This is a genomic window from Brachybacterium aquaticum, from assembly GCF_014204755.1.
GTDB lineage: Bacteria > Actinomycetota > Actinomycetes > Actinomycetales > Dermabacteraceae > Brachybacterium > Brachybacterium aquaticum.
The window spans coordinates 2,140,297-2,159,173 of the sequence record NZ_JACHLZ010000001.1 but is presented as its reverse complement, the minus strand read 5'-3'; the positions used below and the strand labels follow the sequence as shown (position 1 = coordinate 2,159,173).

The following is an 18,877-nucleotide window of genomic DNA, read 5'->3' as shown; positions in this document are numbered from 1 at the left end:
TCGTGCGGTCCCGGAGGCGCGAAGTCGCTCACGGACCGGCCCCACCCCTTGTCTGGAGCCGACATGGAATTCACCCTCGACACGGGGGCGACCGCCTGGATCCTCACCAGCGCCGCACTCGTGCTGCTGATGACCCCCGGTCTGTCCCTCTTCTACGGAGGCATGGTGCGCGCCCGCACCGTGCTGAACATGATGCTGATGTCCTTCAGCGCCATCGCCGTGGTCGCCATCGCCTGGACCCTGGCCGGGTATTCCATCGCCTTCGGCACGGACATCGGGGGCCTGTTCGGCAGCCCGCTGGAGTTCTTCGGGCTGAACGGCACCGATGACCAGTCCATCCTCGCCGGCAGCGGCGTGCCCTTCCTGGTCGCCGCCGGCTTCCAGATGACCTTCGCGATCATCTCCACCGCCCTGATCTCCGGCGCCATCGCCGACCGCGTCAAGCTCGGCACCTGGATGGTCTTCTCCTTCGTGTGGGTCCTGATCGTCTACGCACCCCTCGCGCACATGGTGTGGGGCGGCGGCCTCCTCTCCGGCGACGGCCCCTTCGCCGCGATCGCCGAGCCGATCGACTTCGCGGGCGGCACCGTCGTCCACATCAACGCCGGCATCGCGGGCCTGGTCCTTGCGATCGTCGTCGGCGCCCGCAAGGGCTTCGGCAAGGAGCCGATGAAGCCGCACAACCTGCCGCTGGTCATGCTCGGCGCCGCGCTGCTGTGGTTCGGCTGGTTCGGCTTCAACGGCGGCTCGGCCGGCACGGCCGACGGCACCGCGGGCCTCGCCTGGGTGAACACCACCGTCGCCACCGCCGGCGCGATGCTCGGCTGGGCGCTCGTGGAGCGCATCCGCGACAAGCACGTCACCTCCCTCGGTGCGGCCTCCGGCGTCGTCGCGGGCCTGGTCGCCATCACCCCGGCCGCCGCCGCGCTCACCCCGGTGACCTCGATCATCCTCGGCCTCGTCGCCGGTGTGCTGTGCGCCCTGGCCGTGGGTCTGAAGTACCGCTTCGACATCGACGACTCGCTCGACGTGGTCGGCGTGCACCTGGTCGGCGGTCTCGTCGGCACCATCGGCATCGGCTTCCTCGCCTCCGAGGGCGGCCTGTTCCTCGGCGGCGGTGCGAGCCTGCTGCTGGTCCAGACCCTGGTCGCGGTCGTGGCGATGCTGATCTCCGGCGTCCTCACCCTCGCCATAGCCCTGGTCCTGAAGTACACGATGGGCTGGAGGGTCCCCGAGGCCGACGAGCGCGTTGGAATCGACATCACCCACCACGCCGAGTCCGGATACGATCTCGTCGGCGCCCTGGCCTCCCGCCGGGACCGCTCCTCGCTCCACGGCACGACCGGTGCCTTCCCGCCGGCCGACCCGGGCACCGAGCCCCGCAACCAGGCTCCCGCCGCCGGGCCGGGCCCCGTGGCCTCCGAGGAGACCACCCGTCCCGTCGTCACAGGAGAGAACCGATGAAGCTGATCACCGCGATCATCCAGCCGCACGCCCTGCAGTCCGTCACCGACTCGCTGCGCGAGTACGGGGTCACCGGCCTCACCGTCACCGAGGTCGCCGGGTACGGCCGCCAGGGCGGACACACCGAGGTCTACCGCGGCGCCGAGTACACCATCGACACGATCCCGAAGATCAAGGTCGAGGTCCTCGCCCTGGAGACCGATGAGCCGGCGATCATCGACCTGATCCTCGCCTCCTCCCGCTCCGGCCGCATCGGCGACGGGAAGATCTGGACCACCGATGTCTCCTCCGTCGTGCGGGTGCGCACCGGGGAACGGGGGGCGGATGCCCTCTGAGGAGCTCTCCACCCGTCGGATCACCCAGGTGCTCCACGAGGGCTTCGCGGACCACTCCGCCGGCCCCTCCCGCAGGCTCGCCCAGTCCGACCTCGTCGACGACTGGCTGCGCACCTTGTGGGAGCGGGCCGGCGAGGCCGTGTCCGGAGCCGGCAGCGGCGCGGCTCTGGCCGCGATCGGCTCGCTCGGCCGCCGCTCCCTCGGCCCCGCCAGCGACCTCGACCTCGTGCTGCTCGTGGATCCCGCGAAGGTCACCCAGGAGCGGGCCGCCGAACTGGCCAGCGCCCTGTGGTACCCCATCTGGGACTCGGGCACGTCGCTGGACCACTCGGTGCGCAGCCCCGAGGAGTGCGAGCAGGTCGCCCGCCAGGACCTCCGCGCCGCCATCGCCCTGCTGGACCTGCGCACCGTCGCCGGTGACGAGGACCTCGTCACCGACACCGCCTCGCGCGTCCGCGCCCAGTGGCGCCGCGAGGCCCGCCGCCGCGTCGGCGAGCTGGTGGACCTCGCCATGGACCGCGACCGCCGCTACGGCTCCCTCGCCCACTCCACCGAGCCGAACCTCAAGTCCGACCGCGGCGGACTGCGCGACATCACCGTGATCCGCGCGCTCGCCGAGAGCTGGCTGGCCGACTTCGACCACGAGGTCGTCGACGACGCCGCCCGCACCCTGCGCGACGCCCGCGACGCCCTCCAGGCCGTCACCGGCACCTCCGGGACCCGCCTGGGCCGCGCGGACCAGGACGCCGTCGCGGCGCTCACCGGCCACGCGAACGCCGACGACCACCACGCCGTGCTCGCCGAGGCCGCCCGCGCCGTCACCTGGGAGCTGCACCGCGCCGTCCGCGCCGCGGAGGCCGCGATCGCCCCCGGCGGCAGCGCCACCCGCGGCGCCGGGACGTCCCGTCGGCCGGCGCTCGAGCGCCACCCCCACGGCGTGATCGTCCAGGCCGGCGAGGTGTCCGTCGACCCCACCTCGCGGGACCTGCTGCGCGACATGGCCGCGGTCCGCCACGCCGCGACGACCGGCCTGCCGCTCAGCGACGCGACCCTCGCCCGCATGGCCGAGGCGCCGATCGAGCCGCTGCTGCCCGCCCAGCGGGACGTGCTCGTGGACGCCCTGGCCGGCGAGCACCTCGCCGACGTGTACGAGGCCCTGGACGTGAAGGGCATCTTCTCCCGCTGGGTTCCCGGCTGGGCGGAGATCCGCAACCGCCCCCAGCGCTCGGCCGTGCACCGCTTCACCGTGGACCGCCACCAGATCGAGACGGTCATCGAGTCCCAGCGGTTCCTCGCCCGCGTCAGCCGCCCCGACCTGCTGCTGGTCACCGCGCTGCTGCACGACATGGGCAAGCGCCCGGGCATGCGCGACCACGCCGCCGAGGGGGCACCGATGGCCGAGGAGGCCGCCCGCGCCCTCGGCTTCGACAAGGCCGACTCCCGCACCATCGCGACCCTCGTGCGCGAGCACCTGACCCTGATCAGCCTGTCGACCGGCCGCGACCTCGCCGACCCCACCACGCTGCGGGACCTCCTGAAGGCCGTGGACGACGACCTCGAGACCCTCGAGCTGCTGCGCGCCCTCACCGAGGCCGACGCGGTCGCTGCGGGCCCCTCGGCCTGGTCGACCTGGCGCGCCGACCTCGTCGACCACCTCACCGACCTCGGCCGGGACGCGCTGCGCGGCACCGCCACCGCGCCCCGCACGCGCCTCGCGCCGCAGCGCTCCGCGCAGGACGCCGTGCTCGCCGCGGTGCGCCGCACCGGCAGCGCCCAGGTCATCTACCCCGCCCACCTCGACGCCGAGCCGATCTCCCAGCTGTGCGTCGGCGCGCCCGACGGGGCCGGCGTGTTCGCCGCCATGGCGAGGGTGCTCGTGCGGCTGCGGCTGGACGTGCACAGCGCGGTCGTCTCGACCCTCGACGGCATCGCCGTGAACACCTGGTGGGTCGCCGGCACCCCCGCGGATCTCCCGCACCCCTCCGTGGTGCGCACGGCGCTGGACCGCGAGCTCGCCCACCGCGACCGGCCCGACGCGCGCGTGCTCGAGCTGCCCCCGGCCCCGCCGATGCGCACCACCGAGGACACGCCGGTGGTGACCCTGCTGCCCGGTGCGTCCCGCGAGGCGACCGTCGTGCAGGTCAACGCCCGCAACCGTCCGAGCCTGCTCGCGGACGTCGCCGAGACCATCACGGCCCACGGCCTGCAGGTGCGCAGCGCGCACGTGATGACCCTCGGCCGACGGGCCGTGGACGTGCTGTACCTGACCGATCAGCACGGCCGCGCGCTCGAACCGCCGGTCGTCGGCCGGATCGTCGCCGCGCTGATGGACGCCGCCTCGACCTGAGCGGCGAGGGGCCCTGAATGATGGGCGACCTGAGCGACGAGAACGGCGAAGGGCCTGCGCGGGAACGCGCGGGCCCTTCGCCGTCGGGGTTCTTGCCGGGCGGGCTCAGCCCTCGGCCAGCTCCTCGCGCAGCAGCGCCGCACCGGCGGTGAGCGCCCGCATCTTGCCCTGCGCGACCGTGCGGGGGAGCGGTGCCATGCCGCAGTTCGTGCTGGGGCAGAGGTTCTCCGCGTCCACGAACTCGAGCGCGCTGCGGAGCGTGTCGGCGACCTCCTCCGGGGTCTCGACGCGCGAATCGGCGACGTCGATGGCGCCGAGCATCACCTTCTTGCCGCGCAGCAGCCCGACGAGCTCGAGCGGGACCCGGGAGCCCCGGCTCTCCAGCGAGACGGTGTCGATGCTCGAGGCCTGCAGCAGCGGGAAGACCTCCTCGTACTGGCGCCACTCCTCGCCGAGGGTCGCCTTCCAGTCGGTGTTGGCCTTGATGCCGTAGCCGTAGCAGATGTGCACCACGGTCTCGGCGCGCAGCCCCTCGGCCGCCCGCTCGAGGACCTCCACGCCCCAGGCGCGCACGTCGTCGAAGAACACGTTGAAGGCGGGCTCGTCGAACTGGATGACGTCGACTCCGGCCGCCTCCAGCTCCCGCGCCTCCTGGTTGAGGATCGCCGCGAACTCGCGGGCGAGCTCCTCGCGGCTGCCGTAGTGCGCGTCGTACAGCGTGTCGATCATGGTCATCGGGCCGGGCAGGGCCCACTTGATCGGCTTGTCGGTGAGCGCGCGCAGGCGCTTCGCGTCCTCGACGAAGACGGGCCGCTCGCGGCGCACCGGCCCGACGACGGTCGGGACGCTCGCGTCGTAGCGGTCGCGGATCCGCACCGTCTCGCGGCGCTCGAAGTCGACGCCGCTGAGGTGCTCGATGAACGTGGTGACGAAGTGCTGGCGGGTCTGCTCCCCGTCGCTGATCACGTCGAGCCCGGCGAGGGTCTGCTCGGCGGCGGCGAGGTGCAGCGCGTCGTGCCTGCCCTCGTCCAGCCGCTCGCCCTCGAGCGCCCACGGTGCCCAGAGCGTCTCGGGCTCGGCGAGCCACGAGGGCTTGGGGAGGCTGCCGACGATCGCAGTGGGAAGGAGCGTGGTGGAAAGGGACGTGCTCATCGGGTCTCCTCCTCGGCGAGCCACTGCGCGAGGCGCTCGCCATGGGGTGCGATGAGGGTCTCCTCGATCACACGGCCCTGGGTCACGCCGAGCCGGCTGCGCTCCTCGCGGTCGTACACGATCCCCGTGTCCTCGTGGTCGGGGTTGTCGAGGGTGGGCCGGTAGGTCTCACCCGCGGGCCGACGGGCGTTGTAGATCTCAGGGCGGTAGATCCTCTGGAACGTCTCCATGGTCGCGATCGTGCCGATGAGCGCGAGATCGGAGTGGTCGGCCAGCAGGTCGCCCTCGAAGTAGAACGCGAGCGGAGCGACGGCGCCGCGCGGCATGAAGTACCGCACCTGCAGACCCATCCGGGAGAAGTACAGGTCGGTGAGGGAGGAGCCGTCCGTGGCGTACTCGTCCCCGAGCACCGGGTGCGGGGTGCCGATCCGGTGATAGGTGCGGCTGGTGGAGACGCTGATGCAGATCACGGGCGGCTGGGCGAAACGCTCGCGATAGGCGTCCGACGTGATGAAGCGTCGGAAGAGCCGTCCGTGCAGGACACCGAAGTCGTCCGGCACGACGGGGCCTTGGCCCTTGGTGCCCTCGGCCGGCTGGCTGGCGGGCAGCCGCACGCTGAAGTCGTGGTCCCGCACGTAGGAGGAGAAGTTGTTCCCGGTGATCCCGCGGGTGCGGGTGCCGGTCTCGCGGTCCAGGATCTGCACGTCGAGCATCTCGATCAGCGGGACGCCCGTGCCGGTCCCGTCGGGATCGACGTCCTCGCCCAGGTGCAGGTCCGCGGAGACGATGTCGAGCTCCACGGTGTAGCGGTCCTCGGTGCCCGCGAGGGCGTTCGCGCGGTCGTCGATCATCGTGAGTGCACGGCGGAGGTTCTCCTGGCGGTTCTCCCCGCGGGCCAGGTTGGCGAAGTTCGTGGTGATCCGCGAGCCGCTGGCGGGGACGTAGTCCTCGTCGAAGCGGGTGGTGCGGATGCTGAAGGTGAGGTCGCTCCTGGTGGCGGTCTCGCTCGTCGCGCTGCGCTCTGTCGTCATCGTGCTCTCGATCGTCATCGTTCCCCCGGTGGTCGTGGTGGGAAGAGCGTATGCACGACCTGCCTTTATAGCCCCATTGTGAAATCGGGGTGCACGCCATAGGCGTCATCTATGACGGGGGCATCGGCGTCAGGACCACTCTGGTCGGCAGCCTCTAGGCCAGGAGCTCGACCCCGAATCCGGTCACCACATCGCGCATCTCCGCGAGGAATCGCTCCGCCTGATCGGTGAGCCGCACGGAGGCGTGGCCGATCCATCCGATCTCGATGTGCTCGTCGACCTCGAGCGGAACCGCCACGATGGAGGGATCCAGGTCGTCGGAGACGATGCCGGTGGAGATCGTGTAGCCGTTCAGGCCGATCATCAGGTTGAAGATCGTGGCGCGATCGCTGACGCGGATGTCCTGCGCCGAGGACCGGGTGGAGAGGATCTCCTCGGCGAAGTAGAAGGAGTTGTCCGTGCCCTGGTCGAAGGTGAGCCGGGGCAACTGCTCGAGGTCCTCGAGGGTCACCTGTTCGCGCGAGGCGAGCGGGTTGGAGCGGGCGATGAAGATGTGTGGGCTCGCCAGGAACAGCGGCGTGAAGGCGAGGTCCGAGTCGCGCAGCAGCTTGTCGATGACCTTGCGGTTGAAGTCGCTGCGGTAGAGGACCCCGATCTCGCTGCGCAGAGTCCGCACGTCCTCGATGATGTCCGCGGTGCGGGTCTCCCGCAGCGCGAAGTCGTACTCCGCGGCCTGCGAGGCCTTCACCATGCGCACGAACGCCTCCACCACGAAGGAGTAGTGCTGTGCGGAGACCGCCAGCAGGCGGCGGGACGGCGGGCGCCCGAGATAGCGCTGCTCGAGCAGCTCGGCCTGCTCGACCACTTGGCGGGCGTAGCCCAGGAACTCGATGCCGTCCTCGGTGAGCGCGGCACCGCGCACGGAGCGGCACAGCAGGACACGGCCCACTCGGCGCTCGAGGTCCTTCATCGCGGCGGACATCGTGGGCTGGGAGACGTAGAGCAGGTCGGCAGCGGCGGAGATGGAGCCCTCCGCAGCGACCTCCACGAAATAGCGCAGCTGCTGCAATGTGATCCCGTGCGCCATCCCGACGCCCTCGCGTGCCATCGCCGCAGGCTATCCCACTGCGGGTGGTCGGAGCGCTGGTGCGTCTCTCGAGCGCCTCCGGCGCGGCCACTACACTGGGGCGGTCCGAACGACCAAGAGGAAGCGCCTTCGTGTTCAACAACCTCTCCGATCGCATCACAGAGTCGCTGAAGGGCCTGCGCGGCCACGGACGCCTCACCGAGGCGGACGTCGACAAGACCATCCGCGAGATCCGTCGAGCCCTGCTCGACGCCGATGTCGCGGTCTCCGTGGTGCGCGACTTCACCGGCCGGGTGCGCGAACGCGCGCTTGGCGAGGAGGTCTCCAAGGCGCTCAACCCCGCCCAGCAGGTCGTCAAGATCGTCAACGACGAGCTCGTCCAGGTGCTCGGCGGTGCGACCGGCGAGCTCCACTGGGCCAAGCAGCCGCCCACGGTCATCATGCTCGCGGGCCTCCAGGGCGCCGGTAAGACCACCCTCGCGGGCAAGCTCGCGAAGTGGATGAAGGGGGAGGGGCACACCCCGCTGCTGGTCGCGGCGGACCTCCAGCGCCCCAACGCCGTCAACCAGCTGCAGATCGTCGGCGAGCGCGCCGGTGTGCCGGTGTTCGCGCCGGAGCCCGGCAACGGCGTGGGCGACCCGGTGCTGGTCGCCATGAACGGCGTGTCCACCGCGCAGTTCCAGCAGCACGACGTGGTCATCGTCGACACCGCCGGGCGCCTCGGCATCGACGAGGAGATGATGCAGCAGGCCCGCGACATCCGCGACGCCGTGCATCCCCACGAGACCCTGTTCGTCGTCGACGCGATGATCGGCCAGGACGCCGCCCGGGTCGCCGAGGCGTTCCGCGACGGCGTCGGCTTCACCGGCGTGGTCCTGTCCAAGCTCGACGGCGACGCCCGCGGCGGTGCGGCGCTGTCCATCACCGGCGTCACCCAGCGCCCCATCCTCTTCGCGTCCACCGGCGAGGCTCTGGACGACTTCGAGCGCTTCCACCCCGACCGCATGGCCAGTCGCATCCTGGACATGGGCGATGTGCTCACCCTCATCGAGCAGGCGGAGAAGGCCTTCGACCAGAAGGAGGCCGAGAAGACCGCCGCGAAGCTCGCCGCGGGGGAGGACTTCACCCTCGACGACTTCCTCAACCAGATGCAGCAGCTCAAGAACATGGGCAGCATCAAGAAGATGCTCGGCATGCTGCCGAACATGGGGCAGTACCGCGAGGCGCTGGAGAACTTCGACGAGGCCGAGATCGGCAAGGTCGAGGCGATGATCCGCTCCATGACGCCGGAGGAGCGCCAGAACCCCAAGATCATCAACGGCTCGCGCCGCAACCGCATCGCCAAGGGCTCCGGCACCACAGTCCAGCAGATCAACCAGCTGCTCGAGCGGTTCAAGCAGGCCCAGCAGATGATGAAGACCATGGGCCGCGGCATGGCCGGCGGCGGCATGCCCGGACTGCCCGGCGGCCCCGGCATGGGAATGGGCAAGAAGTCGCGCGGACGCCAGGCGCCGCAGCGACCCCAGGGCAAGAAGTCCAAGTCCAAGAACCCCGCGAAGGCCGCGCGCGAGCAGGCCGAGGCCGCCAAGCGCGCCGCGGAGTCGGGCACCGGCGGCTCCGCGTTCGGCGGCGGCGTGTCCGGGGCGGGCCAGGGCGGCCGGCCGGACCTGTCCGACTTCGATCCCAGCCAGCTGCCTCCGGAGATGCAGAAGCTCCTCGGCGGGAAGTGAGCCGGGGCGGGCGGGGCGCGTGCGTGATGCCGCGTCGCTGCCCTGACCCAGCTCCGACCTGGCCAGCAATGCAGAAGGTGCCATCTGGTGGCACCTTCTGCATTGCGGGCTCCGTTTCTGCGGCCGGGAACGGGCCAGCACTGCAAAAAGTCCGCTCTGGTGAGACTTTCTGCCTCGCTGGCTCCGTGGAGCGTGCCCTCGCAGGGACGTGTGGACCTAGCTCCGGGACACGTCGCCGAGGAGCTGTGGAACGGGTCGCGGTCCGCTCCTCCACAGCGGGGCCTCGTCCACAGCAATCGCAGGGTCCGTCACCGCATCGATCGACCCGGCCTAGCCTCGGCGCATGTCCCTCCGGCCCGCTGACCTCCGCCGCGACACCGTGTACTCGCGAGCGTGGCTCCTGAGTGCAGGGATGAGTCGACGAGATCTCACCTCTGACGCCATGCGGCGTCTGTTCCCCGGCTGGTGGGCCCGCGCCGATGCGGGCCTGGACTTCACGCAGATCGCCATGTTCTTCCAGCAGCACGTCCGGCCGGGGTCGACCTTCAGCCACGCCACCGCCGCGGAGCTGTTCGGCACCCCGCTGCCCAGCGCCCTGACTTACGCAGGCGGTGCGCCCCTGCACTGCCGCGGTCCGGAGGGCCTCCACCCAGTCGGGCCCGCTGGTCGTGTCCCGCGGTACCACGGCGGTCCAGCCCATCGACCATCGCGGCGTGTTGATCTCGCCTCCGCTCACCGCGCTGCAGGAGATCAGCGCGAAGCTGTCGTGGACGGACCTCGTCGTCGCGTTCGATGCGCTTGCCGCAGACCGCTTCGGCGCGCACGAGCGCATCACCCGCGCGCAGCTGGCGGAGCAGCTCGCGGCGGCCCGCAGCAAGGGGACCACCGCACTGCGCCGCGCCCTCCCGTACGTCCGCGAGCGCTCGTGGTCCCCGATGGAGACGCGGATGCGCCTGCTGCTGCTCGTGCGAGGGTTCCCCGAGCCCGCACTGAACGTGCAGGTCGACGAGGACGCCACCGGGATCGCTTTCTACACCGACCTCGCTTATCCCGAGGAGCGGGTGGCGATCGAGTACGACAGCGAGCACCATCGCAAGGACCGCGCCGCGTGGCAGCACGACCTGAACAAGAACGAGGTGCTGCACGATGCGGGCTGGGCGGTGGTCCGGACGAGCGCTGCCGACTACCGCAGTCCGCGCCAGTTCCTGGCCAGGGTGGAGACGGCGCTGGCGAAGGCAGGTCGCCGAGCCGCCACCGTCACCTGACGCCCCGCCGCTAGGCTCGCCCCCATGAGCACCGACGCCAGCGCCCCGATCCTGCACCTGACCGGCCCCGTCCTGCTCGGTCCCGAGGAGGAGATCTCCGGGGCCTGGGTGGTGGACGGCGCGATCGGCCATGAGCGGCCCGATCTGCCCGCAGGCGCCGAGATCCAGGAGCTGGACGGCTTCGTCGTCCCCGGCCTCGCCGACCTGCACTGCCACATCGGGATCGGCGATGGGGGAGGGGGCACCACCCTCGAGGAGGCCCGCCGTCAGGCGCTCACCGATCGCGACACCGGCGTGCTGCTGATCCGCGACGCCGGCTCGATCATCGACAACTCCCCGCTGCAGCAGCAGGGCGACCTCCCGCGCCTGATCCGAAGCGGCCGACACGTCGCCCGCACCCGCCGCTACCTCATCGGCTACGCGGACGAGGTCGAGCCCGAGGACCTCGCCGCCGCCGTGACCAGGGAGGCCGGCCGCGGCGACGGCTGGGTGAAGCTGGTCGGCGACTGGATCGACCGCCAGGTGGGGGACCTGACCCCGTGCTGGAGCGGCGAGGACTTCGCCGTCGCGGCCGAGGCCGCCCATGCCGCCGGCGCCCGCATCACCACCCACACCTTCGACGAGGAGACGCTGCCGCTCGTGCTCGACGCCGGCTTCGACTGCCTCGAGCACGCCACGGGCCTGACCGATGCGACCATCGCCCGCGTCGCCGAGGCCCAGGTCCCCGTGGTCACCACGCTGGTCAACGTCGACGAGTTCGAGACCTACGCCTCCCAGGGCGAGCGGAAGTTCCCCCGCTACGCCAAGCACATGCGCCGCCTGCGCGCGGACCGCTTCGAGCGCACCCGCAACGCCCACGACGCGGGCGTGCAGCTGCTGGTCGGCACCGACGCCGGAGGAGTGCTCGGCCACGGCATCGTCCACGACGAGCTCGACGAGCTGGCCAAGGCCGGACTGTCCGCGACCGCGATCCTCGACGCCGCGACCTGGGCGCCCCGCCGCTTCCTCGGCGTGCCCGGGCTCGAGGACGGTGCCTCCGCGGACCTGCTGATCACGCGAGAGGACCCTCGCACGGACCACCGCACCCTGCGCGAGCGCACCCACGTGGTGCTCGGAGGACGAGTCGTCGCCTGACCCCGACGCAGCTCGGGAGACCTGAACCGGACGAAAGATCACAGAACGGATAACCTTTTCTCGAACTCTCGCGAAAACGCCCGGTCGGGGGTAACGGCCGTTAGCGTGCCGCAATGGACTCCGATGACGCAGACCGCAACCGCCCGCACGGCCCGAGCAGCTCAGGCACCGGCCCGTCGGCCCCCGATCCCCGACCCGACCCTGCCCGCTCCCGGTCGGGCGGCGACAGCTCTGGCGCTGCCGGCGACGCCGCGCTCCTGACCGACGCCGACACTGTCCACCCCGACGTCGCCCACACCGACGACTCCCAGGACCGACCCCACTGGAAGATCGTCGGCCCGGGCCTCGTCGTCGCGGCCACAGGCATCGGCGCCGGTGACCTGGTGGCGACTCTCGTCGCGGGCTCCCGCTACGGGTACGCGCTGCTGTGGGCCGCGATCGCGGGCGTGGTCATCAAGATCATCCTAGTGGAGGGTGCCGGTCGCTGGACCCTCGCCACCGGCCACTCCATCTTCGAGGGCTGGCGCCGCATCGGCCGCTGGACCTCGTGGTACTTCGGCCCATACATCATGATCTGGGGATTCGTGTACGGGGCGACGGCGATGAGCGCCTCCGCCCTGCCGCTCGCGGCGCTCGTGCCGCAGCTGCCCGTGCTCGGCGACATCGGCTGGATCGCGGACCTTCCGTTCATCGTCTACGCGATCCTCTCGGGCCTGATCGGCGCGGCCCTGGTGTGGCTGGGCCGGTACCACGCGCTGGAGAAGATGGTCGCGGTGCTCGTCGGCATCATGTTCCTCACCGTGGTCGGCGCGGCCGTGATCACCCTGCCGAACCTCGGCGAGGTCGTCGGCGGGCTCGTGCCCCGCATCCCCGAGGGCGGACTCATCTACACCCTGTCCATCGCCGGCGGCGTGGGCGGCACCATCACCCTGGCGGCCTACGGCTACTGGCTGAAGGAGAAGGGCTGGTCCACCCCGAAGTGGATGCGCGTGATGCGGATCGACAACGCGATGGCCTACGTCATCTCCGGCATCTTCGTTGTCGCCATGCTGATCGTCGGCGCCGAGCTGCTGTACTCCTCCGGCATCGCGATCGACGAGGGCGATCGTGGACTGCTCGACCTCTCCGACGTGCTCGCCGCCCGCTACGGCACGTTCTTCAGCTGGGTGTTCCTCATCGGCTTCTAGGCCTCGTCCTTCTCCTCCGTCCTCGGCGTGTGGAACGGGGTGTCGGTGATGTTCGCCGACTTCTGGGGCCACGTGCGCAAGAAGCCGGAGGACCACCCCGATCGCCGGATCGGCGGGAAGTACTACCGCTTCTACATCCTGTGGCTCACGTTCCCGCCGATGCTGCTGCTCCTGCTGGGCCGGCCGGTGCAGGTGATCATCGCCTACGGTGTGCTCGGAGCGCTCTTCATGCCGTTCCTGGCGATCACGCTGCTGTTCCTCATGAACTCCCGCCACATGCCGCAGAGGTGGCGCAACGGCCCGGTGCTGAACATCCTGCTCGGCATCGTGACGCTGCTGTTCGTGGTCCTCGGTGTCAACCAGCTCCTCGCCGCCCTGCCGGGCTGAGTCGGAGTCCGTCGGCCGCGCCCGTCATCGGCCGATGCGCCCGCCCATCCGCCCACCCCATGTGCCCCGGTGCACACGGGGACGGGTGGATCGCCCCGGGCGATCCCTGGCATAATCGATCCCTGTATGCGCCCGGACCGGCCCTCTACCCGTCCGTGCGCGACACCCCGAGAACCGTCAGCGCCCGCATCACCCCACAGGCTGCGGCGGGACTCACCCGAACATCCCTGAAGGAGAGTCCACCCACGTGGCTGTCAAGATCCGTCTGAAGCGCATGGGCAAGATCCGTGCACCGTTCTACCGCGTCGTCGTGGCCGATTCGCGCAAGAAGCGCGATGGCGCCGTGATCGAGGAGATCGGCAAGTACCACCCCACCGAGAACCCCTCGGTCATCGAGATCGAGTCCGAGCGCGCGCAGTACTGGCTCGGCGTCGGCGCGCAGCCGACCGAGCAGGTCACCGCGCTGCTGAAGGTCACCGGCGACTGGGCGAAGTTCAAGGGTGAGGGCGACGCCGCCGGCTCCCTGAAGACCGCCGAGGAGAAGAAGTCCGCCGAGGAGCTCATCGCCGAGGCCGACAAGGCCGCCGCGGAGTCCCGCGAGGGTGCCAAGAAGGCCAAGGAGGAGACCGAGGCGGAGAACGCCGAGGGCTCCGACGAGGTCGAGCCCGGCTCCGAGGAGGCTCCGGCCGAGGGTGAGTCGACCGAGGACGCCGAGGCCGCGTCGACCGACGAGGCCTGAGATGAGCGCCCGCGCCGAAGCGCTCGACCACCTGGTCCGCGGCATCGTCGATGATCCCGACGCCGTGCGCGTGACCGAGAAGTCCACGCGTCGCGGCCCGCTGCTCGAGGTCCGGGTCGGCGCCGCCGATCTCGGACGGGTGATCGGCCGCTCGGGCCGCACCGCCCGTGCCCTGCGCACGGTCACCGCGGCACTGTCGGATGACGACGTGCGGGTCGACATCGTCGACGTCGACCGGCGCTGAGGTGCCCCGAAGGACCCTGAGGAGCGGCGCTGCCGATCGGACCGTGAGGTCCCGGCAGCGCCGTTCCTCGTTCCCTCTGTCCGAACGCGTCCGGAACGAGCCCGCCCGGCTCGATCACGCTCGGTCCTCCGTCGGCCGACGGGTCGCCGGGACCCTCGCGCCCGCGCTCGGGCTCGCCCTGGTGCTCAGCGCCTGCTCGGGTCTCGGCCAGACCTCCGCGGGCGGTGCGTCCGACGGGGGCGCGGCCGGGTCGGACGGCGACGGCACCACCACCGCCGGGCAGGAGCAGAGCGTCGATCCTGCGCTCGCCGCGGCCTGTGCCGACTTCTGGGGCGACCCCGACTACGCCGATCCGCTCTCCCGCACGGTCCTGGACCGCGCCGGCACCGCGCCGGATGTGGGGCCGAGCGACCCGATGTTCTACGCCATGACCGTCGACGACGTCGAGACCGCCTTCGAGGCCGCGCCCGAGGATGCCCGCGCCGCCGCGACCGCGCTCGCCGACTGGTTCCGCACCGAGCCCGAGCGCGGCGCCGACGCGGACCGCGAGGCCTTCCGCACCGCCTGGGAGGGCGTCGCCGGTGCCTGCGAGGGCGCCTCCGCCGCCGCGGCCTGGGCCCTCGGCCCGGGCGAGGACGGCACCAAGCCCTCCGCGCTCGTGTGCGCCGACGTCCTGGACACCCCCTCCACCCTCACGCACTTCGCGAACTCCAACGTGCTCACCTCGAACATGTTCAAGCTCGTGGGCCTGTCCGCACGGGCGATCCCGCAGGACCGCGGCGAGGACCTCCGCGCGACCGACGAGCTGCTGGCCGGCGAGATCGCGGCGGCCGACGACGACGCGGTCCGCGCCGCTCTCGAGCAGGTCCGCGCCCCGTTCCAGGACGCCCTGGACGGCGCCACCTGGTCCGAGGGCCTTCAGGAGCCGCTGACCGCGCTCACCGACGCGTGCGCCGCCCTCGGCTACGACGCGAGCGTCGCCGACCCCGGCAACGGCGGGACCGCCGACGCCGGCAGCGGCGGCGACGGCGGCGAGGATTCTGGGGGAGGCATCGTCGGCGCCCCCGCCGTGCCCGACCGCCGCCACGACCCCTCGGCCCCCGACCCCCTGACCCCCGACCCCCTGACCCCCGACCCTTCGAACGGAGCCATGGCATGAGCACCCTGGACGTCATCGTCGCGACCATCGGCCGGGCGCACGGCCTGCGCGGGGAGGTCGCGCTCACCCTGCGCACCGACCAGCCCGAGGACCGCCTGCAGCCCGGCGCGGCCTTCGACGTCACCGTCGGCGGGCGCGAGCGGACCCTCACTGTGGTGCGCACCCGCCTGCAGCAGGACCGCTGGTACGCGGTGTTCGAGGAGGTCGCCGACCGCACCGACGCCGAGTCCCTGCGCGGCGTGGACCTCGTGCTCGAGGTCGACGAGGACGAGGAGGCCGACGAGGACCCCGACGCCTGGTATCCCTCGCAGCTGAAGGGCCTGGCCGTCCGCCACGTCGACGGCCGCGAGCTCGGCACCGTCGCCGGGATCGAGCACTACCCCGCGCAGGACCTGCTCGTGGTGCGCACCCCGGACCGTCGCCGCGTGCAGCTGCCGCTCGTGGAGCAGCTCGTGCCCGAGGTCGACCTCGAGGCCGGGGTCGTCACCGCCAACCCGCCCGGCGGCCTGTTCGACGAGCTCCCCGAGGACGAGCAGGGCCCCGAACCCGAGACCTCTCGTCCGGCCCGGAAGGACCGCTGAGGCTCCAGTGCGCATCGACGTCATCACGATCTTCCCCGAGTACCTCGCCCCGCTCGAGCTGTCCCTGATCGGCAAGGCCCGCCGCGACGGTCTCGTGGACCTGCACGTCCACGACCTGCGCGACTGGACCCACGACCGCCACCGCACGGTGGACGACTCCCCGCTCGGCGGCGGCGCCGGGATGGTCATGAAGCCCGAGCCGTGGGCCGCCGCGTTCCACGCCGTGCGCGAGGCGGGCCGCGCCCAGCTCGGCGAGGACGCCTCGCCGCTGGTCGTCTTCCCCAACCCCGCAGGTGCCCCGTTCGTCCAGGCCACCGCGCAGGAATGGTCCGACCGGCCATGGCTGGTCTTCGCGTGCGGCCGCTACGAGGGCATCGACGAGCGCGTCTACGAGCACCTGGCCGACGCCGGGTTCGAGGTGGCGCTGGCGAGCCTCGGCGACTATGTCCTCAACGGCGGCGAGGTCGCGGTCCTCGCGATCACCGAGGCCGTGGTCCGGCTCGTCCCGGGCGTGGTCGGCAACGCCGAGAGCCTCGTCGAGGAGTCCCACTCCGCGGGCCTGCTCGAGTACCCGCTGTACACCCGCCCCGCCCGCTGGGAGGACCCCGCCGGCACCGTGCGCGAGGTCCCGCCGATCCTCCTCTCCGGCGACCACGGGAGGATCGCGACCTGGCGCCACGAGCAGGCCGTCGAGCGGACCCGGCAGCGCCGACCCGACCTGCTGGACCCGGCCGGCGACTGAGGGGCCGACGGGGCGCACCCCGTCGGCCGATCGGCCCGGAGCGGGCCCGATGGGTCCAGCGTGAGCGACCCGACACCCGCACCCCGTGACGACCAGCACGGTCGCCCGGGCCCGGGCTTGCCGCCCTGCCGCGTGCGCTGGCACAATGTCCCGTCGTGCGCACCGCGCGCCTCTCTGCCTCAGGGGAGGGCGCAGAACGCGGTCGGGCAGGTCCGTGGCGATGGGAGTCGCCGCCAGAGGCCCAGCACACCGGCACGGGGAGTCCGCTCCCCGCCGGATCGACGGTTCACCACGGTCGGCCCCACCGGGCCCTCCCGCGAACGATGCCGTCCGACCTGAGGCGGAGGGCAGGAGAAGAACAATGCAGAAGCTCGACGAGCTCGACAAGGCGTCGCTCCGCGACGACATCCCCGACTTCCGCGCCGGCGACAACGTCAAGGTGCACGTGAAGGTCATCGAGGGCAACCGCTCCCGCATCCAGGTCTTCCAGGGCTACGTCATCGGCCGCCAGGGCCACGGCGTCAGCGAGACCTTCCGCGTCCGCAAGATCTCCTTCGGCGTCGGCGTGGAGCGCGTGTTCCCCGTGCATGCCCCGACCGTCGACAAGATCGAGGTCGTCACCCGCGGCGACGTGCGCCGCGCGAAGCTGTACTACCTGCGCGCCCTCACCGGCAAGAAGGCCCGCATCAAGGAGAAGCGCGAGCACTCCTGATCCGCACCCGGATCCCAGGATGTCCCGCCTGAGCGCGGACGGACGGCGACGGCCCCACCCCGTGGTGGCCGTCGCCGTCCTCGTCGTGCTGATGCTCGTCGCCGCCTTCGGCGTGCGTTACTTCGTCGTCCAGCCCTTCCGCGTCCCCTCGGCTTCCATGGCCCCCACCCTCGAGGCCGGCGACGTGCTCCTCGCCGACCGCGCAACGCGCGGCACCGCCGAGCCCGGCCAGGTCGTCGTCTTCGACGGCCGCGGCTACTTCGCCCCGTCGGACGACGACGGCGGCCGCTACTGGGTCAAGCGCGTGATCGCGGTGGGCGGGCAGCGGGTCCAGTGCTGCGACCCGGACGGGGCGATCCTCATCGACGGCGTCCCCCTCGAGGAGCCCTACCTCCCGCCCGGCACCGAGCCCAGCACCATCGAGTTCGACCTGCTCGTGCCCGAAGGGCGGATGTTCGTCCTGGGCGACAACCGCTCGGACTCCACCGACTCCCGCAGCCTGCTCGGCGCACCCGGCGGCGGCATGATCCCCGTCGAGCGCGTGGTCGGCGCCGTGGACCGCATCGTGTGGCCACCGCCTCGCCGCGGCACCCTCTGATCGCCCAGCATCTGCGGATAGGATCGCGCCGATGAATGCGTCCGAGGAGTCCCGCCGAGCCCTGTCCCACCCCGAGGACCCGGCTGCCGCACCGGACGCCGCTGAGGGAGCCGCAGGCACCGGGCCCGAGCCGAGGAGCACGGACCCGTCCGATGCGGAGAACGCGATGAAGGATCCGTCGGCCGACGATCGCGCCCACGAGACCCAGCTGGCCGACGATCGCGCCGAAGCGACCCCGTCGGCCGACGAGGCCGTCCCGGCCCGCGCGGGCCACTCGACCAAGGGCCGACGCACCTCGCGCCGCCAGCGCATGCCGCTGTGGCTGGACACGCTGGTCACCATGGTGGTCGCGCTCGTCATCGCCGTGCTGGTCAAGACCTTCCTCATCCAGCCCTTCTACATCCCGTCCGCGTCGATGAACCCGACGCTGCTCGAGGACGACAAGATCCTGGTCTCGAAGCTGACCCCAGGGGTGTTCGACCTCGAGCGCGGCGACGTGATCGTGTTCGAGGACCCGGACGGCTGGATCCCCGGCGACGCCACGGAGAACCCCACCCCGCGGGTGCGGCTGATGGTGGTGCTGTCCGTGGTGGGTCTCGCCCCGGACCCCTCCCAGGACCACCTTGTCAAGCGCCTGATCGGGCTGCCCGGCGACCACGTGGTGTGCGAGGAGGAGGGCGGCGCCCTCCAGGTCAACGGCACCACCCTGGACGAGCCGTACATCAACCCCGAGACCCCGGCCTGCCAGGCCGCCTTCGACGTCACCGTCCCCGACGGGAAGATCTGGGTGATGGGCGACAACCGCTACGCCTCCGCCGACTCCGTGTGGCACGAGGTCCAGGGCGATGGCGGCTTCGTCGACGAGTCGGACGTCACCGGCCGCGCCGCGGTCGTCTTCTGGCCGGCCAGCCGCTGGACGGGACTCGGCGACGGCGCCGAGGCCTTCGCCGACGTGCCCGACGCCCCGTGAGCCCCGCCCGATC

At 71.8% G+C, this 18,877-nt stretch carries 17 protein-coding genes and 1 pseudogene; 15 read left to right on the top strand and 3 right to left on the bottom strand.

Annotation, left to right across the window (positions count from 1 at the left end; genetic code table 11):
• Positions 1–63 precede the first annotated feature (63 nt).
• From HNR70_RS09670 to HNR70_RS09660, 3 genes are read left to right on the top strand one after another with little or no spacing between them, the layout of a single operon-like run.
• On the top strand, positions 64–1,464 hold the full coding sequence (locus HNR70_RS09670) for an ammonium transporter (RefSeq protein WP_184325470.1): 1,401 nt from the start codon (positions 64–66) through the stop codon (positions 1,462–1,464).
• Positions 1,461–1,799 (top strand): P-II family nitrogen regulator, encoded by a 339-nt coding sequence (locus HNR70_RS09665; RefSeq protein ID WP_184325469.1) that lies wholly within the window; start codon positions 1,461–1,463, stop codon positions 1,797–1,799. The genes HNR70_RS09670 and HNR70_RS09665 overlap by 4 nt, the downstream gene beginning before the upstream one ends.
• The gene (locus HNR70_RS09660; protein WP_184325468.1) at positions 1,789–4,146 is read left to right on the top strand and encodes a [protein-PII] uridylyltransferase family protein; all 2,358 of its coding nucleotides are present in this window, start codon (positions 1,789–1,791) and stop codon (positions 4,144–4,146) included. Before HNR70_RS09665 ends, HNR70_RS09660 begins: the two co-directional genes overlap by 11 nt.
• Before the next feature lie 105 nt (positions 4,147–4,251).
• On the opposite strand, the gene HNR70_RS09655 is transcribed toward HNR70_RS09660, so the two are convergent.
• The 3 genes from HNR70_RS09655 to HNR70_RS09645 all read right to left on the bottom strand — a co-directional run bounded on the left by HNR70_RS09655 (position 4,252) and on the right by HNR70_RS09645 (position 7,437).
• Positions 4,252–5,298, bottom strand: coding sequence for a methionine synthase (locus tag HNR70_RS09655; RefSeq protein WP_184325467.1), 1,047 nt, complete (start codon positions 5,296–5,298; stop codon positions 4,252–4,254).
• Positions 5,295–6,329, bottom strand: coding sequence for a putative oxygenase MesX (locus tag HNR70_RS09650; RefSeq protein WP_184326630.1), 1,035 nt, complete (start codon positions 6,327–6,329; stop codon positions 5,295–5,297). The genes HNR70_RS09655 and HNR70_RS09650 overlap by 4 nt, the downstream gene beginning before the upstream one ends.
• Before the next feature lie 154 nt (positions 6,330–6,483).
• Positions 6,484–7,437 carry a LysR family transcriptional regulator gene (locus tag HNR70_RS09645; protein WP_184325466.1) on the bottom strand — a complete coding sequence of 318 codons (954 nt, stop codon included), beginning with the start codon at positions 7,435–7,437 and terminating at the stop codon, positions 6,484–6,486.
• A 110-nt stretch (positions 7,438–7,547) separates the two neighbouring features.
• Between HNR70_RS09645 and ffh the strand changes: the two genes are divergently transcribed.
• The 12 genes and pseudogenes from ffh to lepB (HNR70_RS09585) all read left to right on the top strand — a co-directional run bounded on the left by ffh (position 7,548) and on the right by lepB (HNR70_RS09585) (position 18,864).
• The gene (ffh, locus tag HNR70_RS09640; RefSeq protein ID WP_184325465.1) at positions 7,548–9,146 is read left to right on the top strand and encodes a signal recognition particle protein; all 1,599 of its coding nucleotides are present in this window, start codon (positions 7,548–7,550) and stop codon (positions 9,144–9,146) included.
• A 713-nt stretch (positions 9,147–9,859) separates the two neighbouring features.
• A complete protein-coding gene (locus HNR70_RS09635) occupies positions 9,860–10,411 on the top strand; it encodes an endonuclease domain-containing protein (RefSeq protein ID WP_184325464.1) in 552 nt (183 codons plus the stop codon).
• 24 nt (positions 10,412–10,435) lie between these two features.
• The gene (locus HNR70_RS09630) at positions 10,436–11,545 is read left to right on the top strand and encodes an amidohydrolase family protein (protein WP_184325463.1); all 1,110 of its coding nucleotides are present in this window, start codon (positions 10,436–10,438) and stop codon (positions 11,543–11,545) included.
• Positions 11,546–11,802: 257 nt separating this feature from the next.
• A pseudogene (locus tag HNR70_RS09625) lies at positions 11,803–13,119 on the top strand (Nramp family divalent metal transporter).
• A gap of 247 nt (positions 13,120–13,366) precedes the next feature.
• Positions 13,367–13,858, top strand: coding sequence for a 30S ribosomal protein S16 (gene rpsP, locus HNR70_RS09620; protein WP_184325462.1), 492 nt, complete (start codon positions 13,367–13,369; stop codon positions 13,856–13,858).
• 1 nt (position 13,859) lies between these two features.
• Positions 13,860–14,102: an RNA-binding protein gene (locus tag HNR70_RS09615; protein ID WP_184325461.1), complete on the top strand. Its 243-nt coding sequence runs from the start codon at positions 13,860–13,862 to the stop codon at positions 14,100–14,102.
• A 43-nt stretch (positions 14,103–14,145) separates the two neighbouring features.
• Entirely contained in the window at positions 14,146–15,261 is a 1,116-nt protein-coding gene (locus HNR70_RS09610; protein ID WP_184325460.1) for a hypothetical protein, read from the top strand.
• The gene (gene rimM / locus HNR70_RS09605) at positions 15,258–15,842 is read left to right on the top strand and encodes a ribosome maturation factor RimM (protein ID WP_184325459.1); all 585 of its coding nucleotides are present in this window, start codon (positions 15,258–15,260) and stop codon (positions 15,840–15,842) included. Before HNR70_RS09610 ends, rimM begins: the two co-directional genes overlap by 4 nt.
• Before the next feature lie 7 nt (positions 15,843–15,849).
• On the top strand, positions 15,850–16,584 hold the full coding sequence (gene trmD, locus HNR70_RS09600) for a tRNA (guanosine(37)-N1)-methyltransferase TrmD (protein WP_184325458.1): 735 nt from the start codon (positions 15,850–15,852) through the stop codon (positions 16,582–16,584).
• Positions 16,585–16,945: 361 nt separating this feature from the next.
• The gene (rplS, locus tag HNR70_RS09595) at positions 16,946–17,296 is read left to right on the top strand and encodes a 50S ribosomal protein L19 (protein WP_184325457.1); all 351 of its coding nucleotides are present in this window, start codon (positions 16,946–16,948) and stop codon (positions 17,294–17,296) included.
• A 19-nt stretch (positions 17,297–17,315) separates the two neighbouring features.
• Entirely contained in the window at positions 17,316–17,894 is a 579-nt protein-coding gene (gene lepB, locus HNR70_RS09590; RefSeq protein WP_184325456.1) for a signal peptidase I, read from the top strand.
• Between the two features lie 31 nt (positions 17,895–17,925).
• Complete coding sequence (gene lepB, locus HNR70_RS09585) at positions 17,926–18,864, top strand: signal peptidase I (protein ID WP_246375193.1); 939 nt, start codon at positions 17,926–17,928, stop codon at positions 18,862–18,864.
• The last annotated feature ends 13 nt before the right edge of the window (positions 18,865–18,877 follow it).